The organism is Terriglobia bacterium (genome assembly GCA_020072565.1).
GTDB lineage: Bacteria > Acidobacteriota > UBA6911 > UBA6911 > UBA6911 > JAFNAG01.
The window spans coordinates 25098-44239 of the sequence record JAIQGI010000048.1; the positions used below are offsets into that span (position 1 = coordinate 25098).

At 57.8% G+C, this 19142-nt stretch carries 16 protein-coding genes; 11 read left to right on the forward strand and 5 right to left on the reverse strand.

Going from position 1 to position 19142, the window contains the following annotated elements; all coding sequences use genetic code 11:
- Positions 1-35: 35 nt before the first annotated feature.
- Positions 36-740, forward strand: a complete 705-nt coding sequence (locus LAP85_23035) for an amino acid racemase (GenBank protein MBZ5499283.1) — start codon at positions 36-38, stop codon at positions 738-740.
- Entirely contained in the window at positions 737-1348 is a 612-nt protein-coding gene (locus LAP85_23040) for an HAD family phosphatase (protein ID MBZ5499284.1), read from the forward strand. Before LAP85_23035 ends, LAP85_23040 begins: the two co-directional genes overlap by 4 nt.
- A gap of 215 nt (positions 1349-1563) precedes the next feature.
- Here LAP85_23040 and LAP85_23045 read toward each other — a convergent pair whose 3' ends face one another.
- Genes LAP85_23045 through LAP85_23055 form a run of 3 tightly spaced genes read right to left on the reverse strand, consistent with a single transcriptional unit; the run spans position 1564 to position 3197 of the window.
- Positions 1564-2052, reverse strand: coding sequence for a Spy/CpxP family protein refolding chaperone (locus LAP85_23045; GenBank protein MBZ5499285.1), 489 nt, complete (start codon positions 2050-2052; stop codon positions 1564-1566).
- Positions 2049-2606, reverse strand: a complete 558-nt coding sequence (locus LAP85_23050; GenBank protein MBZ5499286.1) for a hypothetical protein — start codon at positions 2604-2606, stop codon at positions 2049-2051. Before LAP85_23050 ends, LAP85_23045 begins: the two co-directional genes overlap by 4 nt.
- Positions 2607-3197 (reverse strand): sigma-70 family RNA polymerase sigma factor, encoded by a 591-nt coding sequence (locus tag LAP85_23055; protein ID MBZ5499287.1) that lies wholly within the window; start codon positions 3195-3197, stop codon positions 2607-2609.
- Between the two features lie 149 nt (positions 3198-3346).
- On the opposite strand from LAP85_23055, the gene LAP85_23060 reads away from it, so the two are divergent.
- The 3 genes from LAP85_23060 to LAP85_23070 all read left to right on the forward strand — a co-directional run bounded on the left by LAP85_23060 (position 3347) and on the right by LAP85_23070 (position 7840).
- Positions 3347-5521 carry a HAMP domain-containing protein gene (locus LAP85_23060; GenBank protein ID MBZ5499288.1) on the forward strand — a complete coding sequence of 725 codons (2175 nt, stop codon included), beginning with the start codon at positions 3347-3349 and terminating at the stop codon, positions 5519-5521.
- Positions 5518-6930 carry a sigma-54 dependent transcriptional regulator gene (locus LAP85_23065; GenBank protein MBZ5499289.1) on the forward strand — a complete coding sequence of 471 codons (1413 nt, stop codon included), beginning with the start codon at positions 5518-5520 and terminating at the stop codon, positions 6928-6930. The genes LAP85_23060 and LAP85_23065 overlap by 4 nt, the downstream gene beginning before the upstream one ends.
- 292 nt (positions 6931-7222) lie before the next feature.
- Positions 7223-7840, forward strand: a complete 618-nt coding sequence (locus LAP85_23070) for an RNA polymerase sigma factor (GenBank protein ID MBZ5499290.1) — start codon at positions 7223-7225, stop codon at positions 7838-7840.
- 212 nt (positions 7841-8052) lie between these two features.
- Here LAP85_23070 and LAP85_23075 read toward each other — a convergent pair whose 3' ends face one another.
- Complete coding sequence (locus LAP85_23075; GenBank protein MBZ5499291.1) at positions 8053-10212, reverse strand: molybdopterin-dependent oxidoreductase; 2160 nt, start codon at positions 10210-10212, stop codon at positions 8053-8055.
- 8 nt (positions 10213-10220) lie between these two features.
- Positions 10221-10682, reverse strand: coding sequence for a (2Fe-2S)-binding protein (locus LAP85_23080; GenBank protein ID MBZ5499292.1), 462 nt, complete (start codon positions 10680-10682; stop codon positions 10221-10223).
- Positions 10683-10916: 234 nt separating this feature from the next.
- On the opposite strand from LAP85_23080, the gene LAP85_23085 reads away from it, so the two are divergent.
- The 6 genes from LAP85_23085 (at position 10917) to LAP85_23110 (ending at position 19021) form a co-directional block, all read left to right on the forward strand.
- Positions 10917-11810, forward strand: coding sequence for a hypothetical protein (locus LAP85_23085; GenBank protein ID MBZ5499293.1), 894 nt, complete (start codon positions 10917-10919; stop codon positions 11808-11810).
- Positions 11807-12925 (forward strand): tRNA 2-thiouridine(34) synthase MnmA, encoded by a 1119-nt coding sequence (gene mnmA, locus LAP85_23090; protein MBZ5499294.1) that lies wholly within the window; start codon positions 11807-11809, stop codon positions 12923-12925. The genes LAP85_23085 and mnmA overlap by 4 nt, the downstream gene beginning before the upstream one ends.
- A gap of 15 nt (positions 12926-12940) precedes the next feature.
- Entirely contained in the window at positions 12941-14113 is a 1173-nt protein-coding gene (gene lpxB, locus LAP85_23095) for a lipid-A-disaccharide synthase (protein ID MBZ5499295.1), read from the forward strand.
- 5 nt (positions 14114-14118) lie between these two features.
- Positions 14119-16131, forward strand: coding sequence for a hypothetical protein (locus LAP85_23100; GenBank protein MBZ5499296.1), 2013 nt, complete (start codon positions 14119-14121; stop codon positions 16129-16131).
- Positions 16132-16325: 194 nt separating this feature from the next.
- Positions 16326-16826 (forward strand): isoprenylcysteine carboxylmethyltransferase family protein, encoded by a 501-nt coding sequence (locus tag LAP85_23105; protein ID MBZ5499297.1) that lies wholly within the window; start codon positions 16326-16328, stop codon positions 16824-16826.
- A gap of 233 nt (positions 16827-17059) precedes the next feature.
- Positions 17060-19021: a radical SAM protein gene (locus LAP85_23110; protein ID MBZ5499298.1), complete on the forward strand. Its 1962-nt coding sequence runs from the start codon at positions 17060-17062 to the stop codon at positions 19019-19021.
- Positions 19022-19142: the final 121 nt, after the last annotated feature.

Below are 19142 nucleotides of genomic sequence, written 5' to 3' on the forward strand. Positions count from 1 at the left end.
GCCCGCCACCGCTGCAGCAGAGAAGGAGAAACAACATGCCGGATCGCGTAATCGGAATCTTGGGTGGGATGGGGCCGGAAGCCACCGTCGACTTTTTCCGGGAAATCATTCAACTTACCCCTGCAAAGAAAGATCAGGAGCACATACCGATTCTAATCTATTCGGATCCCCGGGTTCCCGAGCGGACCGGTGCGATTCTTCATGGCGGGGAAGATCCGACCCCTTACCTGGTCAAGGCTGCCGTGACACTGGAGACCGCAGGTGCCGGAATCCTGGCCATGCCGTGCAACACCGCACATTATTATTTGCCCAGGTTGAGGCCGGAGGTGAGCATCCCAATCCTAGATATGATCGAAGAGACGTACCTGAGCACGCGTACCCGGATCGGGGATGCTCAAGCCGTTGGGCTGTTGGCGACGAAGGGAACGATCCTGAGCGGAGTCTATCGCGACGTATTTGGGCGGCACGGTATGGAAGTGCTCGTGCCGGATCCGGGCGATCAGGAGAGCATTCAGCAGGCCATTTTCCAGATCAAGGCCGGCAGCTACGATCGCACACGGCAGGAGACTTTTGAGCGGATCGGTGCCGCGCTCGTGGCGCGGGGGGCAATGGCCGTCATTCTGGGGTGCACTGAGATCCCCCTGGGATTTAATGCCGGCCGCGTGGATTATCCGGTTGTGAACGCCACGCGCGTGCTTGCCCAGGCAGCCGTCGATTGGGCGCTCAGGAGAAGAGAATGAGCCCGGGCCCCACCCGCTGCCTGCTCCTCGATCTCGGCATGGTTCTTATCGACTTGAATTACGGGACCCTCGGCGAGAAGATGAAGGCGCTTACGGGGCTCGAACCCCCGCAACTCCAGGTTATGCTCACGGCGGATGGCCTCGTGCAGAGATTCGAAACAGGAAAGCTCGAAGGAACGCAATTCTATCATGAGGTGTGCCGGCGCATCGGAATCTCTGTACCCTGGCCGGACTTCCTGGAGGCATGGGACTCCGTACTCGGGCAGCCCATGATTCCCGATGAACTGCTCGCCGTGCTGGCGCGCAAAATCCGCATGTGGGTCATCTCCAATACCAACGAGTTTCACTTTGATTTTTTGGCACGCCACTTCAGTTTTTTACGCCATTTCGAAGGCTTCGTGCTCTCCCACGAGGTGGGCGCGCTCAAGCCTGATGCCCGGATTTTTCTCAGTGCCTTGGAAAAGATGCAGACGAGCGCTTCCGAAGTGCTGTTTGTGGACGACCAGGAAGCGAATGTGAAGGCCGCTCAGGATCTGGGTATCGGTGCCTTTCAATTCCTGAATTCCGGCCAGTTCGCTGCAGAACTGAAATCCAGAGGACTCTACTGAAACCGAAGCCGCCACGACCAACACCGGGAACACGAGGGTTCAATTCGTGTTCCCGGTGTTCTTGGTGGCCCGGGTTTTTTACCGGACATCGAGAAATAGCCGGTTCGAGGTTCCGCCCGTGTCCGGATTGCTCATGAATGAATGGCAAAAATGGATCTCTGGACGCCGAAAAACGCAGACGGCCGCCGGCAGTTTTGATTTTGCGGATCGGATGCTCAGCGGCCCGATTTTTTCACCGGCGGTGGTGCCGAACCGGCAGCGGCAGCGTCGTTCTTTGCCTTCTGCTGGCGCTGGCGTTCGGAGATCATTTCGACCTTCTGCTGCTGTTCCGGCGAGAGCAGGTTCTTGATCTGGAGACGCATTAAGAATGTACCGCGCTCGAGGCTCAGCCTCGCCTGCTGAAGTGCTTCAAACACCTTCATGGCGGCAGCCTCGTCGATCGAATCCTTAGCCAGAAGTTCCGAAAGGTCCAATTGAAGTTTCTTGAACTCTGCCTGCTGGTCGATCAGGTTTCTGCTGTTCTGCGTCCACACGGCATCTATCTTCGATTGCTGCTCCGGGGTGAGCCTGAGTTCCTGGATGATGCGTTTGTTCGTCCACCACTTGCCCAGGGGAATGTCCTTTAATACTCCCTGGGCCAGAGCGCCCTCAACCATGAACAAGGCAAGGAGACCGATCCAGGCAATGCTGATTCGCTTCCTCATAACAAAGGCTCCTTCTTTTTCAATTTGACGGCCGGCCTCGACCGCGATGCTTCCGGGCCCGGAGTATCCAAAGCTGTAACAGGCCATGAGTCGTAGGCGGAGAGAGCATCGGCAGCCGAATATTGCAGTGTCTGTTCCAGATCATCCAGGAACTGCTCATCCCAGCGATCATGATTGGCCGTGATGTTCTTCCCCGGCTCAGGAGACTGTGGGGGCTGGCGCAATTGCCCGCCCTTTGTCAACAACACCGCCGCAAGCAAGGCACAGCCCGCCAACGCCACCCACTGCCATCGCAGGGCAGGCAGCCGGTTCCACAACCCACCGGGCGCCACCTCCCCAGCCTGAAGCCTGGCTTTGATCCTGAAAAGGAAGTCCGCAGAGGGCTCCACGGTCGGATGACAGCCAAGAGCGCTCCAGGTGCGCTCGAGCTCCTCTTCCAGCCTGGCGCATTCGGCGCAGGCACTCAGGTGATCCGCCAGCAGATGCTCGTCGTGAATACTGATGTCCTGCGATGCCTTCTGCGCCAGCATCCGGCGCGCACGATTGCAGCGCATTTAAATCCTTCCTTTCTGCAGATAAGGGAGAATCCGGTCGCGCACATGCAGCTTGCCGCGGTGGATGTAGGTCTTGACCGCCGCCTCCGTGCAATCCATGATCCCTGCTATCTCTTTGTAGCTCAAATCCTCATAGCGCCTGAGTACCAGGGCTACCCTCTCGTTCCGCGGCAGCGAGCTGATCGCGCGGCGGATAACGATTCCCAATTCGGAGGAAACCAGCTGTCGTTCGGCATCCGGTTCCGGATCGCGGAGTCTCTCTTCTTCGGCAGCGGAGTCCTCATGGGAATTGTTGTTGCGGGTCCAGAAACGCATGCGACGCTTCCGGTCTGCCTCCTTCAGGCTCAGATTGGTTGCGATCCTGTATATCCAGGCAGCGAACCTCGCCCGCGGTTCATAACCGTGACGAGCCTTGTAGATCCTGAGGAAGACTTCCTGCGCCAGTTCTTCAGCTTCCGCTGAGTTATTGACAATTTTGTAAATAAAATTGACAATAGGCTTGTGATACTTGTCCAGAAGCTGATCAAATGCCTCAGAGTTACCGTGCTGAAAAGCAACCATCAGTGCCGCATCCGAATCGATCGAATCCATGGGCTCATCAACCATTAATGAAAACCTTGGGCGGAACAGAAAGTTTCAGGATATGAACCTTTTCAGTCAGGATGACTTCCTTTCATCAGAGTATCCGGGGGTGCGGATGGGCTATCCGGCCGGTGCCGGGAGGATACAAAAGCGCATCGATGGCAAACACTGACGTTCGCATAGGTTCACATTTTGTCGCCTTCAGGAGTGTGCGCAACAAGCTGCTGGTCCTGATGATCGTGCTCTCGCTACTGCCGCTGATGGGGATTTCCGTGTTTTCCTACTTCGTCGGCAGCAGACAGATCGCGGAAGACCGGATCCAGTTGGTTCTCAAGAACAAGGCTCAGGACACCGCCGACAAGATCGACATTATGCTCCGCAGCCAGAAGCAGGAGGTGGCGTCCATGGCCACCACTTTCTCGCTGATCTACCCGTCGCTTGGCGAGCAGGCTCGCGGGAGCATGGTTCCGCTGCTGAACAACTTCTGCCTCTACAACGAAGTCTATGACATCTTAGCCGTTCTGGACAATCGGGGAAAGATCGTCGCCATAAACACGGTGAATCGGTTCGGTCAACGGCTCCTGTCGCCGGATCGCATCGGTGAGGACATCACCGAGTATCCGGCTGAGAAGGAGCTATTTACCAAGTCCATCCGTGGTGAGGTTTCGCAGCACGATTGGTACCAGTCCATGCTGGTCCAGAAATTATATGACTATCGGAACGAAGACGTGAGCTATCAGTACAACGTCGCGTTTTCCGAGCCCATGAGCAATCCCTCGACCCATGAGATTATCGGGGTTTGGATCGGCATCATCAACTGGTCCTACATTCAGGGCATTCTCGACAGCGTGGAGCCGGATCTTGCTAACCAGGGCCTCAGGACCGGATACGCCTTCATGTATGCGAAGGACATCAACACGATCATCGGGCACAAATACCGGTTGAACAGGGCCGATATTGAGCCGCAGTCCTATCCGCCCAACGCCCAGAATCTTTACAACACGCGGATCATCCAGGATCATGGATTGAAGAACCTGCACGATGCGATCGTGCTGCAGGAGCGCACCTTCGCTTACGAGTTTCCCGCCGGCAACAAGAAGGAATCAGGGATCGCCCCGATTGCCGACACCTCCCTCGGCTGGATCGTCGGCGTGGGCGTGGACGAAACCGACATCTTCCGCCCGATCAAGAACCTGAGCTGGTGGCTGGCCGGCGCGACCCTGCTGCTTACCATCCTGGTGGTGATTTTCACGTTCCTGGTTGCACAGGGGATCACGGTGCCGCTCAAGAACCTGATCCACACTGCCCAGACCATCGCTCAGGGAAACCTGGCACAACGGGTGCTGATACGATCGTCCGATGAAGTGGGAATTCTCGGTGCGACGTTTAACGATATGGCGGGCGCCCTCGAGGCCCGCGAGAATCAGCTTCAGGAGCTCAACCGCAACCTCGAAGACATGGTGCGCCAGCGCACCAGGGAGTTGGAAAGCTCCCACGAGGCGCTCAAGAAGGCCTACCTGGATCTTCAGAATACCCAGGAACAGCTCGTTCACACCGAGAAAATGGCCTCCCTGGGACAACTGGTGGCGGGGATTGCCCACGAGATCAAAAACCCGCTCAACTTCATTTACGGCAATACCAGCTTTCTCTCCGACTACACGCGCAAGCTTCAGGCCCTGCTGGAGGCGTATGACGGTATGCCGAGCCTGTCGCCGGAGGATCGCGCCCGGATCACCGGCATCAAGGAGAGTATCAACTACAACTTCATCCGGGAAGACCTGCCCACCCTGATCGATAATTTCACGGAGGGCGCCAGCCGGATCAACAACATCGTTTCCGATTTGCGTACCTTCTCGCGCATGGACAGCTACACGATGTCCGAGATTGACGTGCACGCCTCGATCGAGATCTCGCTCAACCTGCTTCGCAACCAGTACAAAGAACGCGTCGAGATCCACCGGGAGTACGGCGAAATCCCCAAAGTCCAGGGCTATTCAGGGAAGCTCAGTCAGGTGTTCATGAACCTGCTCTCGAACGCTTTCCACGCCATCGGCGACAAGGGCGATGTGTGGATTCGCACCCGGGCCGCTGACGGGGTGGTCCAGGTAGAGATCCAGGACAACGGCCACGGCATCCCTCGCGAGAACCTGAAGCGCATTTTCGAACCCTTTTTCACGACCAAGGCGGTCGGCCAGGGAACGGGACTCGGCCTGAGCATCAGCTATGGCATCGTCGAGCAGCACCACGGGAGAATCTTCGTCGCAAATGCTCCGGGCGGCGGCTCCATCTTCACCGTGCGCCTGCCGATCTTCCAGGAGAAGGCTGAACAGTGAAAAAATACGATTTGCTCCTGATTGACGACGAGCCCGCGAACCTGCAGAAGATGCACCGTACCTTTGTGGATCAGTACACTGTGCACCTGGCACAGACCGGGGAGGAAGCCCTGCAGATCCTGAAATCCCACCCGATCGACGCCGTGATCACCGATCAGAAGATGCCCAACATGACCGGTATCGAGTTCCTCGACGCGGCCCGCAAAGATCACCCCGACCTCGTGCGCATCATTCTCACGGGGTACGCCGAAGTGAATGATCTGATCGCCGCAATCAACGCCAGCAAAGTTCACAAGTACATCACCAAGCCGTGGGCGCCCGATGACCTGCGCATGGCGGTGCGGGAAGCCCTGGAGAAGCGTGAGCTGCAGCGCGAAAACGAACGCCTTGCCGCCGAGCTTCAGGAAGCCAATGAACGCTTGCGTTCAGAGAACATCATTCTGCGCCGGAAGGCGGAACTGGAAGATCGTTCCCAGGCCATCATCTATGGCAGTGCCGAGATGGAGAACATCCTCAAGCTGCTGCGCCGGGTGACCGGAACGGAGACCACCGTCCTGATTCAGGGGGAGACAGGGACAGGGAAGGAGCTCGTCGCACGTTTTATTCACAACGAGAGCAACCGTCGCGACCGGATCTTCATACCCGTGAACTGTGGAGCTATCCCCAGAGAACTGGTCGAGAGCGAGTTCTTCGGTCATGCCAAAGGCGCCTTCACCGGCGCCAGCCTCGATAAAAAGGGCTTTTTCGAGATGGCCGACGGGGGAACCATCTTCCTGGATGAGATCGGCGAGGCGCCTGCCGAACTGCAGGTCAAGCTGTTGCGGGTCATCCAGGAAGGAGAAATCATGCCTGTCGGGTTTCACCAGCCCAAGAGCGTCGATGTCCGCCTCATCGCCTCGACCAACCGGGACCTGCGCGCCGAAGTCGATGCCGGTCGCTTCCGCCAGGACCTCTATTTCCGCATCAATGTCTTTTCCGTGACCATCCCGCCGCTGCGCGAGCGCACTAAAGACATCCTTCCGCTCGCGGAATATTTCCTGAAGCAGTTTTCCATCAGGCTGAACCGGAAGATCGGCCACTTCAAGATGGAAACACGGAATCTGCTGGAGGCCTACAGCTGGCCGGGCAACGTGCGCGAATTGCAGAACGAGATCGAGAGGCTCGTGCTGCTGGCTGAACTCGAAAAGGAGATCGGTCCGGAATTCCTCTCTGACCACATCCGGCAGCGCCAGAGGTCTTCCCCTCCTCCAGATGGAAACCTCAAGATTGCCGTGCAGAATCTCGAGGAAGAAATGATCCGCAACACCATGGAGCGATTTCAACACAACAAATCACGTGTAGCCCGTGCCCTGGGCATCAGCCGCCAGTCGCTGCTCGAAAAACTCAGACGCATGCACCTGCCCGCCTGATCGCAATACGTCGAAGTCAGGAGCCATCCAGGTGGAACTTGTCACTTTTGATACCATTTTGCTGTCTAACAAATTGACACACATATCTTGTTGTTTTATAGGGACTTAACAAAATGGCTGCTAACCTTGCCCACGAAATGTACAGTTGCTGCTTTTCGAGGGTTTCGCGCGTAATCGCATAAATCGCTGAGATGATTGATCTTATCTCAATGATCCCTTCGGATCGGGATTGGCCCTCGGTTTGCTTTAGAAGGGGTGACTGTTGTTTATGTTCGGGGGTTCGCGAGGGAATATGGAAACGACGGAAAGATTGGATCAAGAAGAGGTGGGATCGAGGCTGCTGAATCGCTGCCGCAGGGACGATCCCGAAGCCTGCAACGCGCTCCTGGCGCTCTATAACCGAAGGATTTTCAACACCGCCTTCCGCATCCTGGGAGAGGAGTCGTGGGCGGAGGATGCGCTTCAAGAGACGCTTATCAACATCTATCGTGGCATCACCCGCTTCAGGGGGGCTTCCAAGATTTCGACCTGGGTAAGCCGGATCACAGTGAATGTATGCCTGGGAATGATTCGGAAAGGGCGCAACAAGCGCTTTGTCGCGCTGGATGAAGACACGGCTGCGAGGGAGTTTCCAGCCAGCCCAACCCCATATGTCGACCCGCTCAGGTATACGATGACCAGCGAATTGAAGGCGTTCGTGGAAGAAGTTTTTGTGCGCATGTCCGAAAAGCAGGGGGTTGTAGTACGACTGCACGACATGGAAGGAAACACCATCCCGGAGATCGCCCGCATCCTGCACTGCCCGGTTGGGACCGTGAAGTCCCGCCTCTTCTATGGGAGACAGGAGTTCAAGGATATTTACAATGCACTGACCGGCAACGGAGCTCTTGCCCCGAACAGCGCCAACTGACAGGCTTTAGCCTGAATTATTCATGAAGCGCACGCCGACTAAGGCCGAACGGTCGGCGGCGGTCAGCGTTTTTCCGCGTCCAAAATTGCATTTTGGTCGCACATTCATGAATAATCCGGGTCAGCGAGCGGACCGCCGATACCCCGAAGACCTCAGGGCTTTTATGGCTCTGAGGTCTTCGCTGTTTTGGCGGTTGTTTGCAGGGGACAGTATCAGGCTTTTTTTAACGCCTCTTTGATTCTTTCGGGAGTCATCGGGAATTGATACAGGCGGGCGCCGCTCGCGTCGAAGATCGCATTGGCGACGGCCCCACCCAGGGGCACGATGGCAGGTTCGCCCCCACCCTTGGGTGCCAACTCGTCATTCTTCACCAGAATCGCTTCAATTGCGGGCACTCCCGAAAAGTGGGGAATTTCATAGGTGTCAAAATTGGTGGTAAAGATCTGGCCCCCCTTGAAGCTGATGTCTTCCGACAGGGTGTATCCCAATCCCATGGTGATGCATCCTTCCATCTGCATCTTGGCACCCTCGGGATTGACGGCAAAGCCCATATCCTGGGCACATACGACGCGCTTCACCTTTACTTTCCCGCTGGCTTTGTCGACTGCGACCTCGACAATTTGCGCAACATAAGTCTCGGCGTCGATGCCGCAGGCGATGCCATAACCGCGGCCGCTGGGAGCAGCTGCCTTTTTCCATGGGAATTGGTCCGCCGCCGCCTGGAGTACCGTCCGCATTCTCAGGTCGGAGGTGTTGTTCAGGCGGAATTCCAGCGGATCCATCTTGGCGCTTGCTGCCATGATGTCGATCTGCGACTCGCGCGCAAAGACGTTCACCGGCGCACCCGGGGCTCGCCAGGCGCCGGTGCCGAAAGGATGAACGCTGCCGCCGCCTCCCATGCCCTGGCCATAGACCCTGATAATACTGTTGGGAACATCGTAGAACTGCTCGGAGCTTCTCGCTCCCGCGGCATAGACATTGTAGTCCCACAGACAGATCTTGCCTGCAGCGGTGATGCCTGATTTGATCTTGACGACCCCAGCCGGCCTGTAAGTATCGTAGAAGAACTCCTCCGCCCGGCTGAACATCACCTGCACGGGTTTTCCGGTGATTTTCGCCAGTCTTGCCGCCTCAACCGCCTGCGGGGCGGGATTCTTGCCGCCGAAACCGCCGCCGACGAATGGGGTGATGACCCGGACATTCTCGGGTGTGAAACCGAGAGCCTGAACTATTTGTCGCTGGTTCGGGAAGGGACCCTGGGTGGAAATCCAGACCGTCGCCTTTCCGCCTTCGATCTTTGCCAGAGCAGTATGAGTTTCGATAGGCGCATGGGCGCCGTAGGCCGTTACATACTTACCCTCGAATACCGTTGCAGCGGCTTTCTCCCCTGCGGTGAGATCGCCTCTGGCATCGTTCTCCTGAGCTCGAGGGCTCGATTTGAGGATGTGGTCGAATATCGTCAGATTGTCGACCGCCGGCACGGGGATATTAAATTCGGCCTTGATGCTTGCGAGAGCCTTTTCTGCGGCTTCGGGATCCTGATGGAGCACCGCGATCAGACCTTCCTGGTTGACCACGATGATCCCGGGCATTTTCTCTGCCGCCGAGGTATTGACGCTCTTCAGAGTGGCGCCGTGTGCCGGCGGGCGCAGGATCCGTGCATACAGCATACCCGGCTCGCGCATGTCTCCCGCATACTTTGCCTTGCCCGTGACTTTCGCCACGGCATCGGTTCGTTTTGTCGCTTTGCCCATGAGGGTCGGGTGGGCGGGCGGGGCCTGGAACTTGGTTGCCGACAATGGGGCGGCCTGCGTCTTGCGCATGATTTTCTGGCCCTTGGCCAGCTGTGCGAACGTCACCCGGGTTTTCTTGTCGGCGGTAACAAAGACGGCTCCGGCCTCCACGCTGAGTTTCTCTTTCGGAGTCTTGAGCTGTTCCGCCGCCAGGTCGAGCAGGATGTCCCGGGCTTCGGCTGCTGCGGCCCTCACCCACGGACCGAAGAAGCGAGTCGACATCGATCCATAGGTCCCGCTGTCGGGCGGGCACAGATCCGTATCACCCATGACCATGTCGATCGATTCGAGCGCCACACCGAGCTCGTCGGCCGCTTCCTGGGCGAGTGATGTGACGACTCCTTGTCCCATCTCGATCTTTCCCGAATAAACCGTCACCCTGCCATTCTCGCCGATCTTCAGATAGGCGTTCAGATCGGCCGGATAGCTTGGCCCCCGCTGCCCCAACAAGACCGCTTCGTCGAGCGTGAACCATACGATGATGCCTCCGCCCACGAGCTTGAAGAAGTCGCGCCTGTCCAGGGAGAGTCCGGATGCCGAATCTGGCGTTTCGAAAACCTTGGATTTTTCATCTCCCATGATATGCCTCACTTTTTGGCAACACTTTCGATTGCTTCGACGATGCGTTTATGAGTGCCGCAACGGCACAGATTCTGTTCCATGCCGTCAATGATCTGGGCTCGGGTGAGCTTCGGATTCTTCAACATCAATCCGTAGGCGGTCATGATCATGCCGGGCGTGCAGAAACCGCATTGCAGAGCATCGTGCTCGGCGAATGCTTTCTGGAGTGGATGCAGGTTGCCGTTGGTCTCCAATCCTTCGATGGTAACGACCTCCTTGCCCCGCACCTCTTTCACAGGAAGCTGGCAAGAGCGCATCGCTTCCTTGTTGACTACTACCGTGCATGCACCGCACAAGCTCGCGCCGCAGCCGAACTTCGTTCCCGTGAGATTCAGGTCCGTACGCAGCACCCATAACAGCATTCGGTCGCCTTCGACCTCCAGCTTGGTGGGCTTGCCGTTGAGTCGAAAATCAATGATTTCTTTCATAGGCGTCTCTTCTTTGATAGATGGTTTGGCTGGCAAGCGATTGTAACAGATTTTGGAATTTGGAATGCGGATTTTGAACTGAAAAATCTTTCACTCCTTCACGGCGCCGATCGTCGATGCAAACCCGCAAACCGGGTTCCAGGATCCAAGATCCGGAGCGCCTTCGTTTTACTTCCGGGGAATCAGGCATCATGGTAGAATTCTTATTCTCTTGCACGAGGTGGATTCTGCTCTATGTCATTGGATTCTCAAGTATTCGGCGCGCAGCCTGACCATCCCGGAAGGATCAAACATCTGTTTCTCCGCCCCATATCCTCCGCCCCGGTCCAGGAGTATGCCCCTCATTTCTTCGTGGAAGCCAGAATCGATTTTGCCGACGTGCGGTCGGGCTACCATATGACTTGCGGATTGAACAACATACTGGACATAGGACCATTGGATGAGGACCTGCTCTGGACCCCTGACATGGTGCGGACCGTGGATCCGGCAGCCCTCCAGACCTCGAAGCCGGAGCAGGCGAAGCTGCGCAGCCTGCCCGAATTCGTAACCGAAGAACTTCTGTCCCGGATCGAGACCCAATATCTCGCTTACGTGCTGCGTCATGCCGAGGCACGGGTCTACCGCAACTTCGCCCTGAACATTTACTCCCACCCCGGCGAGACCCTGGAGGATTTTCAGGCCCGTTGCCTGGATGGTTTCACTGAATCCTTCCGCGGCGAGTTGGAGGTGTTGCGCGAGGTGGCCAACCGGCGGCTCGCGCGCATCGAGCAGAAGTTCGTCGGCCGTGGCAAGGAGGGAGAGTTCGTTACGGACCGCAAGCAGGCTCGGGCCCGAAGCAGACTTCATGCGGCAGCCGAGAGGATCGCCGAGCTTTTTCTGAAGACAGGGCTGACGGCCCAGACCCTGGACGCGCCCGGGCTGCACTCTCCGGACCCGTCGCAGCCGGACCTGGATCAGTCTCTCGAGACGCTCGAGACGGAGGCGCGCGTGGACATCCGAAGGCTGGTGAACTCCTATCAGGAGAGAGTGGGCAACATTGATGAGTACATCATTCATCCCGGCCTCAGAGACCTTCATCTGGTCAGGACGTGCGTGCTGTGGATGCCGGTGGAGGTGCCGGGATCATGACGCGTGGCCGCGTGGCGGTGGCGATGAGCGGCGGTGTGGACAGTTCTGCAGCCGCCGCGGTTTTGAAGGAAGAGGGCTACGATGTCGTCGGTTTTTCCATGCAATTGTACGATCAGAGGCGCAACGGGCCCGAGGAAGATGTGCGACGGTCCGGACGCTGCTGTGCGCTCGACGATCTCTATGACGCCCGGCAGGTCGCGTCCCGGCTCGGCATCCCGCATTACGTCGTCAACTTCGAGCATGAATTCGAGCAGTTGGTCGTGCAATCCTTCATCGAAGACTACCGCAACGGTCTTACCCCGTCACCGTGTGTTCTCTGCAACTCGCGCATGAAGTTCGATCACCTGGTGAAACTCGCGGCGAAAGTTGAGGCCGGCCATGTGGCCACCGGACACTACGCGCGTGTCACGCGCGACGAACAAACCGGCAGGTACCTGCTCCTGAAGGGGCTCGATCTCGAGAAGGATCAATCCTATTTCCTGTTCGAGTTGCGCCAGGAGCAACTGGCCCGAGCCATGTTCCCGCTCGGCGGGCTCGACAAGGCGTCGGTGCGGCAGATCGCGCGCCGATACGGCCTGGAAGTGGCCGAAAAGGCCGAAAGCCAGGAGATCTGCTTCGTGTCGGATGGGGACTACGCCAGTTTCGTCGAGAGGCATCTCCGCGAAGAAGGGGGCCGGAGGGAATCCTTCGCGGGCGAAATTGTCGACCCGGAAGGCAGGGTGGTGGGAACTCATCCGGGCATCCACCATTATACGATCGGGCAGCGGCGCGGGCTGGGCATCGCGCACTCCGCTCCCTTGTATGTGATCGACCTTCAGCCGCGCGAGAAACGAGTGATCGTGGCGGAGCGCTCCCGGCTGGCCAAGAGCGTTTTCCGCGCCGAGCGCGCGAACTGGATTGCCGTTCCCGAACCGGCCGAACCCCTGCGTGCGGCCGTTAAAATCCGGTCGCGGCACGCGGAAGCTCCAGCCACCGTCACGCCTAGCGCCGGCGGTTCCGTGCAGGTCGAATTCGATGTTCCACAGATGGCAGTTACCCCGGGGCAGGCTGCCGTGTTTTATCAGGGCGACAGGGTACTCGGCGGCGCATGGATCACTCGCGACAACGGTTCTTAGGCACCTTGGGATTCTGTGAATCATTCCAACATGGAAGAGCGTTCCATTCTGGTTGTGGTCGGAGAAACGTCCGCGGATCGCTACGGGGCGAATCTGGTCCGGAAGCTGCGGATGCTGCGCGGTGAGCGGCCCTTGAGGGTTTTCGGTACCGGCGGGGACGAGATGCAGGCGGCCGGAGTCGAGATTCTGTGTCACATCCGCAACCTTGCCAGCATCGGAGTGCGCGAGGCGGTCCACCACCTGCGCGATTATTATCGGACCTTCCGGCTGCTCACAGAGACCTGCCGTCAAAGGCGCCCTTCCGCAGCCGTACTGATGGATTTTCCCGACTTCAACCTCCGGCTTGCGAAAAGACTGAAACGCCTGGGCATAAAAGTTATCTATTACATCAGCCCGCAGCTGTGGGCGTGGCGGAGTGGCCGGGTCAGGATCGTTCGGCAGTATGTGGACCGCATGCTGGTCATCCTGCCGTTTGAAGAAGAGTATTATCGGGTGCGGGGAGTAAACGTGGAATTCGTCGGGCATCCTATTCTGGAAGACTTTGACGCCACCAGCGATCGGGAAAGCTTTCTCTCCGAGCTTGGACTGAATCCCTTTCTCAGGACGATCGCCCTGCTGCCCGGAAGCCGGCGCGTGGAGGTCGAGCATATGCTCCCCACGTTCCTGCAAGCATCACGGCGGATTTTGCGCCGTCTGCCGGCGCAGTTCCTGGTCTCCGTGGCGCCGGATATCGATCCAGGCCAGGTGGCCAGGATCGCCTCCAGAATATTGGGGGAAGATGGCGACCGGATGCAATTCCGTATGGTTTCCGCTTCAGCGCGAACCATCCTGGCCAACTCGGATTTCGGATTCATCAAGTGCGGCACGAGCACCCTGGAGGCGGCGCTGGTGGGGACTCCGTTCCTGATTGCGTACCGGGTTTCTCCCTTGAACTGGAGTGTGGGAAATATATTGATTCGCAGTCGCTACAAGGGGCTGGTAAACTTGATTGCCAAGGAAGAGATTGTCCCGGAGTACCTGCAGGGGAAAGCAACCCCCGAGGCACTTTCCCGTGCAGCCCTGGAATACCTGGAACAGCCTGAAAAGGCCGCCACAATGAGGGCGCGTCTGGCTGCGGTCCGCAGTATGCTGGGCTCACGTTGCGCTTCCGACAGGGCCGCTGCTCTGGTGGCGGGGTACCTGGAGTGAAAAGAATGCAAATGCGAATGGTAGGCAAACGCTTATTGCTTGTTTCAACACTGGTGTTCGGTCTGGGCACCGGCCTCTATCCCCAGGCCAGGAGACCGGCTTCCGCGGTTCCCCAAATCAGTGTCGGGAACTACACGATTCAACTGACTCTCGATCCCGACCCCCACGAAATGAAAGCGGTTGCAACCGTCAAGTTCAACGTGGTCCAGTCCACCGACGTGGTCGTGTTTCAGCTCAGCGAAAATCTGTCGGTGCTCAAGGTTACGGACGAACGCGGGGGAAACCTGGATTTCACCCAGGACGATCCTGGTCCCGGCAGCATCGCGATTCACTTTCCCAAGGCGCTCAACGACGGAGAGAGTACCGTAATCAAACTGGAATACAACGGCGGGTTTGACCTGGACCGCTACAGCCGCAACTTCACGCGCGATCAGGGCAGCGCCTATATCGGCATCGAGGGCACCTATCTTCTCTATCCGGCCAGGTGGTTTCCGATCAACAAACTGTTCGGCGATCGCCCCACGGTGAGCGTCGAGGTGACCGTGCCCCTCGGTATGACCGCTGTCGGCCCGGGCGCTCAGATGCCGATTGTGACGCATGACGTCACAGAGACATTCGGCTGGTCGTCACAGCTGCCGGTGATGGCGGCCTCGGTCGTGGCGGGCCGATACTTCGAGCGCAAGGCTCAGTTCGACAAGTTGACGATCGACACTTTCGCCCGCGAGGATCACATCGAGGCCATCCGCAAGACTGCCGAAGCATTGGTGAAGCCGCTGGAGTACTATCAGCAGCTCTGGGGCGACTCGGCGACGGGGAAGAGCTACCGGCTGGTCGAAGTGGACGACAGGCTTGCCCTGGCTCCGGGTACCTTGGGTACGATTTTCGTCACTCACAAGGAATTGTCCGGTTCCACACCGCCTATGCGTGAGCTTGCCCGGCGCGCTGCCTATCAATGGTGGATGGATACGGTCGGAGTCCGCAGTGCCAATGACCTCTGGCTGGCGGACGGCATGGCTTATTACTCGGCCGCCCTTTTCCTCGGCCAGAGCAACGGCCCTGAAGCCTTGAGAAACGAGATCGACAATCTTGCCGTCCTGGGCCTGAAGTACGAGTCCAAGAGCGCGATTCGTGACGCTGTCGGCCTCGGGTACGGAACCGAATTTTATCAATCGATCGTCGCGGGGAAAGGGGCATACGTGCTGAACATGCTCCAGGGTATGCTGGGTCCGGAGAAGTTTGCCGGTCTCCTCCAGCAGTATGCCAAACAGTTTGCCGCCACCGGCGGCTCGACCGCCAGTTTTCAAAAGCTGGCGGAACAGGTTTATGGCAAGGAGCTGGCGTGGTTCTTTGCCGAATGGATCGATACGATCGGAGTGCCCAACCTGCAGGTGGATTACAAGATATATAAGACCCGGGATGGTTTCCGGGTTTCCGGGAGCGTGACACAGGATCGAGACCTTTTCCGCATGCCGCTGGAGATTGAGGCCCAGGGCGAGGGAAAGACCGAACGCGCCACCATCGAGCTCAACGGCAAGTCGACTCCTTTCGACGTTAATACCTTTTCGTGGCCCCAAAAGGTGATTCTCGATCCGGACAGCAAGCTCCTGCGCGACTCCGAGGAGCTCCAGTTCAAAGTGCAGCTCACACTCGGGAGCGAACTCAAGGAAAAGAACGACTACGTCGGCGCCATCCGCGCTTACGAACAGGCCCTCAAACTATTCCCGAGAAAATCGATTGCGCATTTCCGGCTGGCGGAAGTGTTTTTCGAACAGATGAACCTCCAGGCGTCGGCGAACACGTTCCGCGACGCACTGAATGGGGACAAGGACCCGAAGTGGATCGAGGTCTGGTGCTACGTCTATATCGGGAAGATCTACGATATTCTCGGCCAACGTCAGCGCGCACTGGCGGAGTATAACAAAGCCCTCAACACCAAGGACAATACCAACGGCGCCCAGGATGAAGCCAAAAAATGGCTGGCTGTTCCGTACACTCGAGACACGACGGTAGGAAAATAAAACAGGTAGTAATGGGATCCCGGCGTAATTGGATGGCGATTGGAATAAGACCAGGAAATTGGCCGCCGACAAAATCAAGACGGTCGGCGTCCGTCTGCGTTTTTCCGCGTCCAGAGATCCATTTTTTCATTCACCCATGAATAATCCCGGATAAGCGCATGTCTTCCTGGGAGACAATTGCACAGAAAATACGCGTGCCACTGTGCAGAATCGGGGTGGTGGTTTTTCTGTTCATGCACCCGTCGCGGCAGTCTCTCGTGGTCGGAGGCGCGGTCGCCGCTCTCGGGGCGCTTCTCCGGCTTTGGGCTGCCGGGCATATCGACAAGGGCAAGTCTCTGGCCACCGGCGGGCCATATGCCATGACGCGCAATCCGCTCTATCTCGGATCCCTTATCATGGCACTCGGAGTGCTTCTTGCCGGGCAGGTATATTGGCTCCTGCTGCCGTTTGGCATCCTCTATATCGCGCTTTACTATCCAGTCATGAAGAAAGAGGAGCAGGATCTGTTGCAGGGCTACGGGGAAGGATTTCTTGAGTATGCCGGGCGGGTTCCCAGGTTCTTCCCGAACTTCAAGGCGGCTCCCATACGTTCGTCCTCTTTCCTCTGGTCGCGCGTCAAACGGAATCGGGAGCATCGCCACCTGCTGGTCCTCGCACTCGCTGAGATATTTCTCATCGTGAGGAGCTTTCTGTAAGGCCGGCAAGAATTTCAATAGACGAGATGTGGAAAAGTTGTTAAGGTGTTCTGCTGAGTTCCGTGCGGCTTTGAGGTGTCCGGGAACCGCGGCATTCGGCGACGGACTCCGGACTTCCGGGAAATAGCGAGCATATAAAGCTAATCGGGCCCGTCGATTCGGCGCATGTAACCGGATTCCGGCTACTGAACACAGGCGGCCGGTCACAACCGGCACAGATCACAGCAGGGTGTATGTACACAGATCATATTGTCCGCGAGGAGCGCGAGCGCAGCCCGCTATGGACATGGGCCGGCTCGTCCCTGGTAAGAGGGGCGTCGGACCTTCTCTGGCGCGCCTTCCAGACAGTCAACCGGCACATTCCCGAAGGCCGGCTTCCGCATCCCCGATGGGCCCCTGACCGGATTCCCAAAAACCGCCAGCGCACCTCACCTCCCCTTGGATTTCCTAGGGTCACCGACTCGCTTTGCCCGCACTGCATCCCGGAGGCGCGCGCCAAAATCGTGAAGGGCGAGCTTGACCCAGCTGCAGTCATCAACGGCCATCTCGGGGAAATCAGAGCCGAGCTTTTCGAGGAGAATGGCCGCATCCTCATGCGCAAGGTGTGCGAGAAGCACGGTCCCTTCGAAGATGTGCTTTCGACCAATCCGGCTTTTACACGCCGCATCGAAAACCTGTTTTTCGGCAGGGATTTCGAAATTGCCGACGACGCGGGCATCCATTGCCACGGGCCTTCCTCGATCAAGTACGGCCGGGGTACCGTGCTTACGGTCGACCTGACGAACCGCTGCAACATGATGTGCGGCCCCTGCTTCATGGACGCCAACCAGGTCGGGTATGTCCACGAACCGAGCTTCGAGATCGTCAAGGCGATCCTGGATCGTGCGGTTTCGTTCAAGCCGCGGCGCCAGGTGATCATCCTGTTCTCGGGCGGCGAGCCGACACTTTCTCCGTTTTTTCTCGAATCGGTCGCCTATGCCAAAAAGCTCGGCTTCTACAGGATTCTGGCGGCTACCAACGGGATCCGGTTTGCCCAGAGCGAGGAATTTACGCGCCAGGCTCGCGAGGCCGGGCTGCATGGAACGTATCTGCAGTTCGATGGCGTCACGAACGAGAAAAACCAGCATCGTGGTGTAGCCAACCTGCTCGACGTCAAGCTGCAGGCAATAGAGAACACCGCCCGGGTCGGAATGAAAACCACACTCGTGGCCACGATCGTGAACGGGATTAATAACGACGCGATCGGATCCATCGTGAATTTTGCCGTCAGGAACATCGACAAGGTGCAGACCGTCGTGTTACAGCCCATCTCTTTCTCGGGCAGGGACGAGGAAGTTGACGACCAGACCCGCTACGCACAGCGCTATCCACTGTCTCAGATGGTCGAGGACCTGAAAACCCAAATGCACGGGGATTGGGAACCGATGAGAGACTGGTTTCCGCTGTCCACCTACAGTGCGATGACGAACGTGATGGACATTCTCCAGGGCCCGGACGCGCCGTGGGGTTGGAGCGCATGCAATTGCCATCCCGATTGTGGTGTGACCAGTCTTCTGGTGGTCAACCGCCGTACGCATGAATGGACACCGCTGTCCAAATTCGTGGACTTCGAGCGGTTTACCCGGGACGTGATCAGCATTGCCGACGGCGCGCGGGGAAAAACGCTGACTTCAGCCCAGCTGGCGCTGGCCATCTTGCGCAACTACAAGGCGAAGGAAGCTCCGGCGGGATTCCCCCTGTCCCGTATCATCAGTCTGCTCAAGCCCAGCTCGGAAAGACCCGACAGCGACAGGAATGACCGGATGAAGATACACTCCGGCCAGGATGACTGGCGTGTGCTATGCGTTGAAGGAATGCTGTTCCAGGACCTGTGGACCTACGATTTCCGGCGCACGGAAATGTGCGTGATTCCTTACGGAACCGAGGAAGGGGAAGTATCGTTTTGCGCTTACAACACGGGCGTCGGATGGCGCCAGATTATCGAAAACAGGCACAAAACGGCAACACTGACCGAGTGGCACAATACGAAAGGCCGGCACAGGATCTATGCCAAGGGTAGGGCCGTGGAGCTGGAATCCACAAGTCATACCCTGCTGTTACCTGAGGCAGAGGCCGGCTCGAAATGCCCCGCATGCAGCCCGGAGCTTCCTGGAAAAGAGAAGGAAATTGTGCCGGCCAGCAAGTCGGCCACATAACTGCGCCGTTGACCGCCGAATACTCGAGAACCCGTTCGCACATTTAACCCGAATTATTCGTGAAGCAGAACCGAACGCCGGCGAAAGGCAACAGAATTGGACGCAGATAAGCGCTGGCGCC